Origin of the sequence: Serratia sp. 4542 (assembly GCF_016805595.1) — a bacterium.
GTDB classification, from domain to species: Bacteria; Pseudomonadota; Gammaproteobacteria; order Enterobacterales; family Enterobacteriaceae; genus Serratia; species Serratia nevei.
Genome location: NZ_RXKV01000004.1, coordinates 329,215 through 341,606, shown reverse-complemented (window position 1 = coordinate 341,606; position 12,392 = coordinate 329,215). Strand labels below are relative to the sequence as shown.

General features: G+C 61.7%; 14 protein-coding genes. 9 read left to right on the top strand and 5 right to left on the bottom strand.

Features of this window, described 5'->3' with window-relative positions:
- The first annotated feature begins 156 nt into the window (after nucleotides 1-156).
- Nucleotides 157-1,671 carry a dipeptide/tripeptide permease DtpA gene (dtpA, locus tag EKL15_RS05640; protein ID WP_038873079.1) on the top strand — a complete coding sequence of 505 codons (1,515 nt, stop codon included), beginning with the start codon at nucleotides 157-159 and terminating at the stop codon, nucleotides 1,669-1,671.
- 76 nt (nucleotides 1,672-1,747) lie between these two features.
- Here the strand turns inward: dtpA and EKL15_RS05635 are convergent, their stop codons facing one another.
- Both EKL15_RS05635 and EKL15_RS05630 read right to left on the bottom strand, forming a co-directional pair.
- The gene (locus tag EKL15_RS05635) at nucleotides 1,748-3,841 is read right to left on the bottom strand and encodes a prolyl oligopeptidase family protein (RefSeq protein ID WP_084826311.1); all 2,094 of its coding nucleotides are present in this window, start codon (nucleotides 3,839-3,841) and stop codon (nucleotides 1,748-1,750) included.
- 194 nt (nucleotides 3,842-4,035) lie between these two features.
- The gene (locus EKL15_RS05630; protein ID WP_033638405.1) at nucleotides 4,036-4,599 is read right to left on the bottom strand and encodes a helix-turn-helix domain-containing protein; all 564 of its coding nucleotides are present in this window, start codon (nucleotides 4,597-4,599) and stop codon (nucleotides 4,036-4,038) included.
- 115 nt (nucleotides 4,600-4,714) lie between these two features.
- Here EKL15_RS05630 and EKL15_RS05625 point away from each other — a divergent pair, with 115 nt between their 5' ends.
- From EKL15_RS05625 to EKL15_RS05615, 3 genes are all read left to right on the top strand, one after another.
- Nucleotides 4,715-5,902, top strand: coding sequence for a benzoate/H(+) symporter BenE family transporter (locus EKL15_RS05625; RefSeq protein WP_203089041.1), 1,188 nt, complete (start codon nucleotides 4,715-4,717; stop codon nucleotides 5,900-5,902).
- Between the two features lie 86 nt (nucleotides 5,903-5,988).
- Nucleotides 5,989-6,654, top strand: coding sequence for an O-methyltransferase (locus EKL15_RS05620; RefSeq protein ID WP_238423629.1), 666 nt, complete (start codon nucleotides 5,989-5,991; stop codon nucleotides 6,652-6,654).
- 24 nt (nucleotides 6,655-6,678) lie between these two features.
- Entirely contained in the window at nucleotides 6,679-7,182 is a 504-nt protein-coding gene (locus tag EKL15_RS05615) for a cupin domain-containing protein (RefSeq protein WP_048233594.1), read from the top strand.
- Here EKL15_RS05615 and EKL15_RS05610 read toward each other — a convergent pair.
- On the bottom strand, nucleotides 7,147-8,001 hold the full coding sequence (locus EKL15_RS05610; protein ID WP_060419154.1) for an aminoglycoside phosphotransferase family protein: 855 nt from the start codon (nucleotides 7,999-8,001) through the stop codon (nucleotides 7,147-7,149). The two genes, EKL15_RS05615 and EKL15_RS05610, sit on opposite strands and share 36 nt — an antisense overlap.
- 182 nt (nucleotides 8,002-8,183) lie before the next feature.
- On the opposite strand from EKL15_RS05610, the gene EKL15_RS05605 reads away from it, so the two are divergent.
- Nucleotides 8,184-8,564 carry a RidA family protein gene (locus EKL15_RS05605; protein ID WP_084827854.1) on the top strand — a complete coding sequence of 127 codons (381 nt, stop codon included), beginning with the start codon at nucleotides 8,184-8,186 and terminating at the stop codon, nucleotides 8,562-8,564.
- A 7-nt stretch (nucleotides 8,565-8,571) separates the two neighbouring features.
- Here EKL15_RS05605 and EKL15_RS05600 read toward each other — a convergent pair whose 3' ends face one another.
- Nucleotides 8,572-8,952 (bottom strand): nuclear transport factor 2 family protein, encoded by a 381-nt coding sequence (locus EKL15_RS05600; protein WP_038874851.1) that lies wholly within the window; start codon nucleotides 8,950-8,952, stop codon nucleotides 8,572-8,574.
- A 276-nt stretch (nucleotides 8,953-9,228) separates the two neighbouring features.
- Between EKL15_RS05600 and EKL15_RS05595 the strand changes: the two genes are divergently transcribed.
- On the top strand, nucleotides 9,229-9,498 hold the full coding sequence (locus tag EKL15_RS05595) for a hypothetical protein (RefSeq protein ID WP_197847746.1): 270 nt from the start codon (nucleotides 9,229-9,231) through the stop codon (nucleotides 9,496-9,498).
- Here the strand turns inward: EKL15_RS05595 and EKL15_RS05590 are convergent.
- A complete protein-coding gene (locus EKL15_RS05590) occupies nucleotides 9,495-9,887 on the bottom strand; it encodes a nuclear transport factor 2 family protein (RefSeq protein ID WP_004938379.1) in 393 nt (130 codons plus the stop codon). The genes EKL15_RS05595 and EKL15_RS05590 overlap by 4 nt on opposite strands.
- Nucleotides 9,888-10,088: 201 nt before the next feature.
- Here EKL15_RS05590 and EKL15_RS05585 point away from each other — a divergent pair, with 201 nt between their 5' ends.
- The 3 genes from EKL15_RS05585 to dapA all read left to right on the top strand — a co-directional run bounded on the left by EKL15_RS05585 (nucleotide 10,089) and on the right by dapA (nucleotide 12,389).
- Nucleotides 10,089-10,784: an HD domain-containing protein gene (locus EKL15_RS05585; RefSeq protein WP_050596009.1), complete on the top strand. Its 696-nt coding sequence runs from the start codon at nucleotides 10,089-10,091 to the stop codon at nucleotides 10,782-10,784.
- Nucleotides 10,785-10,879: 95 nt separating this feature from the next.
- Entirely contained in the window at nucleotides 10,880-11,143 is a 264-nt protein-coding gene (locus EKL15_RS05580) for a DUF3811 domain-containing protein (RefSeq protein ID WP_004938373.1), read from the top strand.
- A gap of 361 nt (nucleotides 11,144-11,504) precedes the next feature.
- The gene (gene dapA, locus EKL15_RS05575) at nucleotides 11,505-12,389 is read left to right on the top strand and encodes a 4-hydroxy-tetrahydrodipicolinate synthase (protein WP_087763489.1); all 885 of its coding nucleotides are present in this window, start codon (nucleotides 11,505-11,507) and stop codon (nucleotides 12,387-12,389) included.
- Nucleotides 12,390-12,392: the final 3 nt, after the last annotated feature.

Sequence of the window (12,392 nt, the reverse complement as noted above, 5' to 3'; positions counted from 1 at the left end):
TGTAACCGAATATGACAAACTGCTTGCCACGTTGACAAAGATAGTGAACATTAACCGCCGTCCCCATCCTATAACAACGCAAAAGGATGCCGTTCCGCATCAACTTTTGTACTTTCCCGTCCTCCAAAGACGGGCTGTGAAAAAACAGAGGTACCAGTGTCAACAGCAAACAACCAACACCCGGAGAGCGTTAGCCTTAACGCGTTCAAACAACCGAAAGCGTTCTATCTGATCTTCTCGATCGAACTGTGGGAGCGTTTCGGCTATTACGGCCTGCAGGGCATCATGGCGGTTTATCTGGTCAAGATGCTCGGCATGAGCGAAGCCGACTCCATCACCCTGTTCTCTTCCTTCAGCGCCTTGGTATACGGCTTCGTCGCCATCGGCGGCTGGCTGGGCGACAAGGTGCTGGGCGCCAAACGCGTGATCGTGCTCGGCGCGCTGGTGCTGGCCGCCGGTTACGCCATGGTGGCCTACTCCGGCCACGACATCTTCTGGGTCTACATGGGTATGGCGACCATCGCCGTGGGCAGCGGCCTGTTCAAGGCCAACCCATCCTCCCTGCTGTCCACCTGCTATGAGAAAGACGATCCGCGTATCGACGGCGCCTTCACCATGTACTACATGTCGGTGAACATCGGTTCCTTCTTCTCCATGCTGGCGACTCCGTGGCTGGCGGCAAAATACGGCTGGAGCGTGGCGTTCTCCCTGAGCGTGGTCGGCATGCTGATCACCCTGGTCAACTTTATGATGTGCCACAAGTGGGTGAAGGAAAACGGTTCCAAGCCTGACTTCAAGCCGCTGCATCTGCCGAAACTGCTGATGGTGCTGGTCGGCATCGTGGCGCTGATCGCCGTGTCCAGCTGGCTGCTGCACAACCAGGTGATCGCGCGCTGGGCGCTGGCCCTGGTTTCCGCCGGCATCGTATTGGTGTTCGCCAAGGAAACCTTCGCCCTGCACGGCGCCGCACGCCGCAAGATGATCGTCGCCTTCCTGCTGATGCTGGAAGCGGTGGTGTTCTTCGTGCTGTACAGCCAGATGCCAACCTCGCTGAACTTCTTCGCCATCCATAACGTGGAACACAGCATCTTCGGCGTTGCCTTCGAGCCGGAGCAGTATCAGGCGCTGAACCCGTTCTGGATCATGCTCGCCAGCCCGATTCTGGCCGCGCTGTATAACAAAATGGGCGATCGCCTGCCGATGCCGCACAAGTTCGCTTTCGGCATGATCCTGTGTTCCTGCGCCTTCCTGGTGCTGCCATGGGGCGCCAGCTTCGCCAACGAACAGGGCATCGTGTCGGTCAACTGGCTGATCCTGAGCTACGCGCTGCAGAGCATCGGCGAGCTGATGATTTCCGGCCTGGGTCTGGCGATGGTGGCACAGCTGGTGCCGCAGCGTCTGATGGGCTTCATCATGGGCTCCTGGTTCCTGACCACCGCCGCCGCCGCGCTGATCGCCGGTAAGGTTGCCGGTCTGACCGCCGTCCCGAGCGACATCAACGACGCGCACGCTTCGCTGGCCATCTACAGCCATGTGTTTATGCAGATCGGCATCGTCACCGCCGTCATCGCTATCCTGATGATGCTGACCGCGCCGAAGCTGTACCGCATGACGCTGGACACCACCGAAGACGCCAATCAGAAAGCGCAGGAAGCCACCGCGGCTCGCTGATCGCCGGCAGATTGAGCGTAAATAAAAACACCGGGGTTAACGCCCCGGTGTTTTTTTATGCCTGCAAGAAAAAGGCTTACGCTGACTTGGGTTTGCCGCTCAGGTTGGCCCACATGAATTCGCTTACCAGCGCGCTGTGGAACGCCGCCTGTTGCTTGTCGGCGGCGGCGCTGTGCCCGCCTTCGGTATTTTCATAGAAATAGGCCTGCTGATACCCCATCGCCTGCATGCGCGCGGCCATTTTGCGGGCGTGAGCCGGGTTGACCCGATCGTCGCTGGTCGCGGTATAGAACAGCACCGGCGGATAGGCCGTCTGCGCCTGAATATTGTGGTACGGCGAGAAGGTCTTGATGTAGGCCCACTCCTCCGGCTTGCTCGGGTCACCGTATTCGGCGATCCACGACGCGCCGGCGGAAAGCTGGGTATAACGCTGCATGTCCAGCAGCGGCACTTCGCAGACGATGCAGCCGAACAGCTGCGGATACAGCGTCAGCATATTGCCCACCAACAGGCCGCCGTTGCTGCCGCCGCGTGCTCCCAGATGCGGCGCCGAGGTCACCTTGCGGGCGATGAGATCTTCGGCCACGGCGGCGAAATCCTCGTAGGCGCGATGGCGGTTCTGCTTGAGCGCCGCCTGGTGCCAGGCCGGGCCGTATTCGCCGCCGCCGCGGATGTTGGCCACCACGTACACCCCACCGCGTTCCAGCCAGGCCGGCGCCTTGCCGCCGAGATAGCCCGGCAGCAGCGGCACTTCAAACCCGCCGTAGCCATACAGCAGCGTCGGCGTGCTGCCATCCGGTTTGAGATCTTTGGCGGCAATCTGGAAATACGGCACGCGGGTACCGTCCTTGGAACGCGCAAAATGCTGGCTCACCTGGTAGCCTGACGCGTCAAAATCCTGCGGCGCCTGTTTCAGCAACGTCGCCTCACCGCCGTCGAGATTGCCCATGTACAGCGAGGTCGGCTGCAGGAACCCGCTGACGGTCAAGAAATAGGCGTTGCTCTCTTCGTCGATGCCGCCGGCGGAAAGGGTGCTGATGGCGCCGGGGTTGCCCAGCGGGCGACGTTGCCAGCTGCCGCCCTGCGGCGTCAGCACTTCCAGCCGGTTGACCACGTTATCCATGATGCTGAGGATCAGATGATCGCGGGTGCCGCTGTAGCCGCTCAGCGCCTGCTCCGCCGTCGGGGTAAACAACAGCTGCAGCTCGCGCTTACCCGCCAGATAGTCATCGAAGTTGGCCGCCAGCAGCGCGCCGGACGGATAACGCTTACCGCCCACCTCCCAGTCGCTGCTCGGTTTGATCAGCAGCCATTCCCGATGCGTGTCCAGCTCGGCGTCGGCCGGGATATCGATTTTTTTCTGCCGGCCGTCCTGCATCAGCAGGAAATAGTCGCGGCGATAGAAATCCAGGCTGCGGCCGACGAAATCGCGCTCAAAGCCCGGCGTGCGATCGTGATAGGCGAAGACCGCCATGTCCTCGGGCTGCGCTTCGTACAGCGTTTCGGCAGCGCTCAGCGGCGTGCCGCGCCGCCAGCGTTTGGCGATGCGCGCGTAACCGGACTGGGTCATCGATCCGGGGCCGAAATCGGTGGCGATGAACAGCGTGTCCCGATCGACCCAGGAGACCCGGCTTTTCGCCACCGGCACGTTGAAGCCGTCCTTGACGAAGCGTTTGGCCACCAGATCGAATTCGCGGATTTCGGTGGCATCACCGCCGTCCGGCGACAGCTGCATCAGGCAATAGCGGTATTCCGGCGCCAGCGGTTGCGAGCCCTGATAGACCCAATCCTTGCCTTCCGCCTTGCCCAACGCATCGATATCCAGCACCGTCTCCCAGGCCGGTTTGGCCTTGCGGTACTCGTCCAGCGTGGTGCGCCGCAGCAGGCCGCGCGGGTTGGCCTGATCCTGCCAGAAGTTGTAATAGTACTCGCCGCGCTTGCTCACCCACGGGATTTGGGTGTCTTTATTGAGGATATCCAACACCTCGCGTTCAATGCGCTGAAAGTCTTCGCCCTGGCCGAAACGCGCCACGGTGCGCTGATTTTCCTGCTGCACCCATTGCAGCGCTTTTTTACCCTGCAGCTCTTCCAGCCACAGGAATTCATCGCCGGCGGCCGCGCCGCCTTCCGCCGCCATCGCCAGGCGGATACTGTTGGGTAATGAAGTCATCGCGAATACGGCTCCTGCGGTTTGCGCACTGAGTTTAATGAACTGACGTCGATTGGTGACCGGCAAAATCAAGCTCCTTTTGAGTCGGCTGCAACGCCGCCCCGTCGTGGGCGACAGCCTGTGAAATAAGAGTCATTTTCAACAAGGTAGGCGTTTGGCGGCGCGGAGTCAAAGCCCACGGCCGCCGCGTTGAGTCAGGATTGAGGATAGTGGATCAGATCGTGAATACGCACCGTTTGTGAACTGGCGTTGCGGTAAGCGTGCGGCCGATCGGCCTGAAAGCGCATCGCCTCGCCGGCGGCCAGGCTGTGCCATTCGCCGTCTATCGCCAACTCCAACCGGCCGCTGATCACGATGACATGCTCGATCACGCCCGGCTCATGGGGCGACGACTCGCTGAGCGCGCCCGGTGCAAGATCGATGACGAACATATCGAAACCCAGCTGGCGATCGTACGGAAACAGCGGCACCACGCGCATATCGGCGTTGTCCTGATCGTACACCGGCAGATCGCCGTAACGGTGCAGCGTCGCCTGCTGCTGCGCGGGCGACGCCTCAAGAAAGGCGGAGAACGCCACGTTGAAACCGGTGGCGATCTTCCACAGCGTCGCCACCGTCGGGCTGGATTCGCCGCGTTCGATCTGCCCGAGCATCGCCTTGCTGACGCCGGTGTATTCCGCCGCCTGCGTCAGGCTCCAGCCGCGCTGCGCGCGCAGCGTGCGAAGGGTGTGTGCCAAATGGCCGGCAAGTTCCTGCATCCAGTTCTCCTCTGCGTGTCGAGCCCGATTATACCCGCTTGTGCGCTATAGCGCACGGTGCTATGCTGATTTCTAAACGTGCGTTATAACGCACAATCACCGATTGGAGCCACTCATGCGCCCAGCCCTCTCCCTGCGCCATCTGACCCTGCCCGCCATCATGGCCGGCTTTGTCGCCGTTCTGGTGGGTTACACCAGCTCCGCCGCGATCATTTTCCAGGCCGCCGCCGCCGCGGGCGCCACGCCGGCGCAGATCGGCGGTTGGCTGAGCGCGCTGGGGCTCGCGATGGGCGTCACCTCGCTCGGACTCTCGCTTTACTACCGTACCCCGATCCTCACCGCCTGGTCGACGCCCGGTGCGGCGCTGCTGGTCACCAGCCTGCCCGGCACGCCGATCAACGAGGCGATCGGCGTGTTTATCTTCGCTTCCGGTCTGATCTTGCTGTGCGGCGTCACCGGGCTGTTCGCCCGCCTGATGGACTACATTCCGCAGGCAATTTCCGCCGCGATGCTGGCGGGGATCCTGCTGCGTTTCGGCCTGGACGCCTTCGCTTCGCTGCAGCTCAATTTCCCTCTGAGCGCCGGCATGGGGCTGGCCTATCTACTCAGCCGCCGTTATCAACCGCGCTACGCCATCGTGCTGACGCTGGCGACCGGGCTGGCGATCGCCGCGCTGCAGGGCAATATCCAGCTGACGCAGCATGCGCCGGCGTTCGCCATGCCGGAATTTATCGCGCCGCACTTCAGCTGGCCGACGCTGCTGGGCATCGGCGTACCCTTCTTCGTGGTGACCATGGCTTCGCAGAACGCTCCCGGCATCGCCACGCTGCAGGCGGCGGGCTACCGCGTGCCTACGTCACCGCTGATCGCCTGGACGGCGCTGACCGCGTTGCTGCTGGCGCCGTTCGGCGGCTTCTCGGTGTGCATCGCCGCGATCACCGCCGCCATCTGCATGGGGCCGGACGTGCATCCCGATCCGCAGCGACGCTATATGGGCGCGGTGGCCGCCGGCGGTTTCTACCTGCTGGCCGGGCTGTTCGGCGGCGCCATCGGCCTGCTGTTCAGCGCGTTGCCGGTCGCCCTGATCCACACCATCGCCGGGCTGGCGCTGCTCGGCACCATCGGCGGCAGCCTGCAACGCGCCCTGCATGATGAAAAGCAGCGCGATGCGGCGCTGATCGCCTTCCTCATCACCGCCTCCGGCGTCACGCTGCTCGGCATCGGTTCGGCCTTCTGGGGCATTGTCGGCGGCGCCATCGCCCACCTGCTGCTGTCGCTGCCGCGGCGAGGAACGGCAGCATAAAATGCCAACCGCACGCCGTGCATTGACAAGCACGGCGGTGACGCCTTCACTGGATGGGCACACTGCGATTTCCGCACGAGGCCCACATGAAAGAAAAGGAACAATGGTCCCAGGTCGATCGCTATATCGTAGACAGCCTGGTAGAACAAGACGATGCCCTGTTGCAGGCGCTGGCGACCAACGCCGCCGCCGGGCTGCCGGCGCATGATGTGGCACCGAATCAGGGCAAACTGCTGCAGCTGTTCGCCCGCATGGTTAACGCCAAACGCATTTTGGAAATCGGCACGTTGGGCGGCTACAGCACCATCTGGCTGGCGCGCGCGCTACCGGCGGATGGCAAATTGATCACGCTGGAAGCGGATGAAAGCCACGCCGCCGTCGCCCGCCGGAATATCACGCGCGCCGGTCTCGACGGCCTGGTTGAGCTGCGCGTCGGCCCCGCCATGACTCACCTGCCGACGCTGCACACCCTGGCCCCCTTTGATCTCATCTTCATCGACGCCGACAAACCCAGCAACCCCGATTACCTGCGTTGGGCGCTTAAACTCGCGCGCCCGGGCACGGTGATTATCGGTGACAACGTGGTGCGCGATGGCGCAGTCACCGACGCCGCCAGTACGGACGCCCGTGTACAAGGCGTACGCGAGTTCTTCACGATGATGGCGCAGGAACCCCGTTTGACCGCCAGCGCCTTGCAAACCGTGGGCAGCAAGGGCTGGGACGGATTTTCTCTGGCTATCGTCAATTTTTAAGTGACAATGTCACCAAGGAAGCCTATGACTGAGAAAGCCGCGCTGTTAGCTCAGCGCTTGATACGCAATGTCGAACGGGTAGATAAGCAACACGATCGGCGGCCGCCGCTGTATGACAGCGTCGGCGCTCGCCTCGGCACCGGCACCGCCGCCGACAAGCTGGGCGCCTCCTTCGATTGCGTGGCGCCGGGCATGCGTTCCTGCCCCTACCATTTTCACTACGCTCAGGAGGAAATGTTCATCATTCTGGAAGGCAGCGGTACGCTGCGGGTGGCCGGAGAAATGCTGCCGATCGTCAGCGGGGATGTCATCTTCATTCCGCCGGGCCCGGAATACCCGCACCAGATCATCAACACCTCGGATGCGCCGCTGAAGTACCTGTCCGTCAGCACGCGCGAGCAGCCGGAGCTGGTGATGTACCCGGATTCCGGCAAATACCAGGCGATGGCGCGCAGCGCAGACGGCGAGCAGGTACGCTACCTGCAGCGCCCTTCAACCTCGCTCGATTACTGGCAGGATGAACCCTGAATCGCCGTCCGGCAGCGGGAGATCCAATGCGCGCGCCGCCAGCTCGGCCACGCGGAAGTCGATATCCGCCGCCTGCCCGTCTTCCATAAACCAGGCGGCGGAGAGCCCCGACCAGGCCAGGATCCATTGCAGCAAGCGCCGGCGCTCCAGCCCGGCCAAGCGACAGACCTGTTCCACGCGCCGCTGGAAAATGGCCGGATCGGTGGCGATGCCGTAGTTGGGATTACAGAAGATATTGGCGTAATCGAAGCCCCGTTCGCCGTACAAGCGCTTGGGATCGATCGCCAGCCAGCCGCGTTCGCCGAAGTCCAGCACGTTGTCATGGTGGATATCGCCGTGCAGCACGCTTTCTTCTCGCGGGCTGCTCAGCAGCTCCGCCGCCGTCGTGGCGCTGAGACGCAGCATGCCGCCGTGCGCCTGCGCCGCCGGCCATAGCGAGCTGAACCACTCCTGCAACGGGATCAGCTCGGGCAGCGGTGCGGCACGCGGCGCATGCAAGGCGGCGATCGCCCGACAAAGGATCTGCGTGGCCTGCTCATCGTCGCCGTCACGCACCAGCTGCGCCAACGAACCTTCACCCTGCGCGCGCTCCAGCAGAATACCGTCGTCGTGCCACGCCAGCACCTGCGCGGCGCCTTCCCCGCGCCACCAGCACATCAGCTGGCCGCCGAAGCGCTCTTCCTGCTCGCGGGCGATCTTCAACATAGCCGCCTCGCCCCGGTAACGCACCGGCATCAGCAGGCTGCTGTGGGTTTCGAAGGCTTTGCCGTCCTGTTCCAGTTGCCAGCGTTGCAGGTAGGGAGTAAAAAGCGGGTTCATCGTCTCATGCGTCCTTGTGGCCGATCAGCGCCGCACTGTCACATTCGCGTGAGAGACGACGTATAAAATAAAGAGGGATGATACTCTCAGATATCATCGGTGTGCGGCGTCTGGCCGCCGTTTCCTCAGTATCCTAACCAAGTTTGTCGATTTTATTAACCGGTCTTGCGCGGGGTTTGATCATGACATCATTAAAACGCACGAATTATCCGCAGTTGCCTACGCCGGGCGGCCCCTATGTGCATGCGGTGCGCCACGGCGATCGCCTGTACGTGTCGGGATTGACGGCCTTCGCCACCGACGCGCAAGGCTTGAGCGCGCCGGAACAGACGCAGGAGATCCTCGAACAGCTGGCGACCATCGCCGCCAGCGAAGGCGTGAATCTCAAGGCATTGATTAAAATCAGCGTGTTCCTGACCGACATTGCCGATCTGGCGGGCGTGCGCCCGGTGCTGTTTGACTATTTCGATGGCGCGCTGCCGGCCTGTTCATTGGTGGCGGTCAGCGCGTTGTTCTCACCGCTGGTGTGCGTAGAGATAGAGGCGGTGATGGCGTTGCAATAATACGCGGCTAGAGCGCGCCCTCATCCGGCACGCAGGGGCCGATCTTGAACCAGGCTTTGGCAATCTGCCCCTGCTCCACTTCGTAGATGGCGATGACATCCATTTTGCCGCGCCCCTGCGGGAAGTTGCGCGTCACCACTTCCTGATCGACCACCATGTTCCCCACCGCCATGCGTTTTATCCGTTCGCCGTACAGACTCGGCTCCTGGAAACGCACCAGATGCCGTTCGCGGATCGCCGCCTTACCGCTGGCCAGCAGCGTGTCGGGATGCTCGTAATACTGCGCGTCGTCCGCCCAGCAGGCCATGAAGGCGTCGATGTCGCGGGCGTTATAGGCGTCAAGCTGTTGTTGAACCACATCCTGCGGGCGTGCCGTTTTATCGTTCATCACATCCTCCTGCCGAAGTTAACCGCCGCATGTATCGAACCCAACACGTTAACCGCCCAGTGCTGCAGCTTGATGACACGGCGAGAATTGAATAAAAACCCAAAAATAGCGAATAAATAACCTACCACGCCCAATGGACAATTCAAGCACCTGCGCACAAATTTTCTGCGCCGCGCCAGGGGCGGTGAAAACCGTATGGCACCGCGCGTTAATCTTTGCGACGGTGAGGGAAATTCTGCTAATTTAGCGTGAACAGCCTGATGATAACGAAACGCTATGCAGCAAAAGCCGGTGTTGGACGAAGCCAGACAGTTAAAGCGACTCAACGCCGCCACGCGGCGTCAATCCCATATGTATAAATGGATCGCGCTGATTGCGGCGCTGGATGCGCTGCTGGTGTTTTGGTATGACCGGGATATGCGCAACGTCACCTTCTCGGGAACGGTTGCGCTGGTGTGCGGCTATCTGTGGATCCGCGATCGCAACAAGGCCCGGGGTTACCGGCGCGAGTTCGACCGCAAATTCGGCAAGCGCAGCGGCGATTAAGGCTGCATCGCTTCCAGCACTTTAGCGCTGTCGACAATCTGCACGAACTTCACGATTTTGCCGGCGCGCAGCGTATAAATATGCGCAAAAGAGGCGCTGAAGGATTTGCCGGTGGCCCGGTAGGTGCCGTGATAAAAACCTTGCGCGATCACATTGTCGCCGGCGTCGTAAAAGTGATCGACATCGGCGCGGTAGCCTTGCCATTCGCTGCCCAGGCGCTGATGCACGTTCTTGATAATATTTTCCGGGCCGATATAGGTACCGGCATAGGGGAAACCGGCGGCTTCGGTCCACTCGGCATCGGGGGCCAGCGCCGCCAGCAGATTACGGCCGTTTTCTTCGGAACTGCCTTCATAGGTTGCGCGCACTATCTCAAGAGGGGTTGGCATGTCTCTTCTCCACTGGCTGATGAGGATATTCCGGCCATCCCCGCGGACACAGGCTCTCACCAAGCGGAGACGGCGGAATGCGGCTATTCTAGGTTGCTTGTTTCGCTGCAAAAACCGCAGTTATGACAATAGTGGGTTGCACTTTAGTAAACAATAGCCGTTTTACTGTCATTCTCCCGGCATCCGGCGCGGCTATGCTGATTGACCGATTTCCCCCAACAGGAGCTGAACGTGTCTTTACCTTCGCTGACGCAAGAGCTGTTACAACCTTTCTCACCCTACCAGGCGCTGGCGCAAACGTTGCTGCCGCTGACCCTCGAGTCGGACGACGGTTCGCATGACGTCGCGCATCTGCACCGGGTCTGGAAGAACTGCCGCCGAATCAGCAAGCTGGAAGGTGGCGACCGGCGCATTCTCTGCGCGGCGGTGCTGCTGCACGACGCCGTCGCGGTGGAAAAAAACTCGCCGCAGCGCCATCTGGCCTCGCGCATGGCGGCGGAGCAAGCCACGTTGACGCTGACCCGGCTGGAATGGGCACCGGCGGATATCGCGGCGGTGGCTCACGCCATCGAAGCGCACAGTTTTTCCGCCGGCATCCCCCCGCAAACGCTGGAGGCGAAGATCCTGCAGGATGCCGATCGCCTCGACGCCATCGGTCTTATCGGCGTGGCGCGCTGCTTCTATATCGGCGGCCGCATGCGCAGCGCGCTGTATGACGCCGCCGATCCGCGGGCCGAGCATCGTCAATATGACGACAAGCGTTTCAGCCTGGACCACTTCGAAACCAAGCTGTTCAAACTGCAAGATGGCTTCCAGACCGCCGCCGGGCGGCACATGGCCGAACTGCGCACCGAACGCATGCGGCGCTTTGTCGACGATCTGCTGGAAGAGGTGTAATGCCGGCTTACCGGGTATTTTCGTTATGCCCATAACATTTTCGGTCACATAACGCCGCTAAACTGTAAGTCAACTTCACCGAACGGGCGGCACAGATGAAAAAGTTGACGTTGAAAGAGATGACGGAAAGCGAACAGCGGGAAGTGAAAACCGAACTGGACAAGGCGCGCAAAAGCCATGGGCGGCCACTGACCAACGCCGAACAGCACAAGGTCAAGGATGAAGTGGTGGCGCGCATCATGGCCGCCAGAGCGAAGCTCGCCAAGGCGGAGCGTGCAGAACGCAAGGCCAACCGCTACCGGCCGAGCGGCGACACCTTCAGCTGGTCCGCCACCATCGGCTCCCGCCCGCCGCGCTGAGCCGGCCAAACCCTCCCCGCCGCCGCGAGGATTTTTATTTATTAGCCAAACTCATTCCCGCCGACGAATCATGAATAACAATGTTATCAATCTGTTGTAAATTGACAGCCTGATGAAGACTATTCATTATCACCCCACTTCCCCTTTTCGCGAGACCGCCATGGCCTACCCACGCAACGCTGACATTCTGATGACGCCCGCGTTGCCTATTGGCGGTTTGGCGGCGGTAAAATCGAAGAAACAGACGCTCATTTGACCGGGGCGAGCTGTCCCGTCAGATGAGCTGACTGGATGGCACGCAACGCCCCGCCTTCAATTTTCTCATCTGGCTTCTCTGTCGGTCACACAGAAGGAATATTTTATGGCCTCATTTTCGGGTATTTGGGTGGCGATGGTTACCCCTTTCAATCACGATGCCGTCGATCTGCCGGCGGTGAAACGCCTGGCGCGGCACCTGCTCGACGCCGGCATCGAGGGTCTGGTGGTCTGCGGCTCTACCGGTGAAGCCGCCGCGCTGAGCAAAGAAGAACAGCTGGCGGTGCTCGACGCCGTGCTGGACGTGGCGCCCGCCCATCAGGTGGTGATGGGCCTGTCCGGCAATAACATGGTCGCCACGCTGCAAATGCAGCAGGCCATTCAGCTGCGCGATATCGCCGGCGTGCTGATCCCGGCGCCTTACTACATCCGCCCTTCGCAATGCGGCCTGATCGACTATTTCACCCAGCTGGCCGACGCCTCAACCGTGCCGGTGATCCTGTACAACATTCCGCAGCGCACCGGCATCACCATGGAGCTGGCCACGCTGCGCCAGCTCGCACGCCACCCGCGCATCGCCGCCATCAAGGACTGCGGCGGCAACCCTGACGCCACCATGGCGCTGATCGCCGACGGCGAGATCGATGTGATGACCGGGGAAGACAATCTGATCCTCACCACGCTGTGCCTCGGCGGCACCGGCGCCATTTCCGCCGCGGCCCATGTTCACCCGGAACGCTTCGTTCAGCTGACGCAGCAGGTCGCCGCCGGCGATCTGGCCGCGGCGCGCAGCAACTTCTATGAGCTGCTGCCGATGATCCACCAGATGTTCAGCTTCCCCAATCCGGCGCCGGTCAAGACGGTGCTGGCCCAGCAGGGGCTTATCGCCAACGAGCTGCGCTCGCCGATGCAGGTGGCACCGCAGGCGCTGCAGCAGCAGATCGCCGCAACGCTGGCGCAGCTGCAGCCCGCCGAGGCGATCATCGGTTAAATT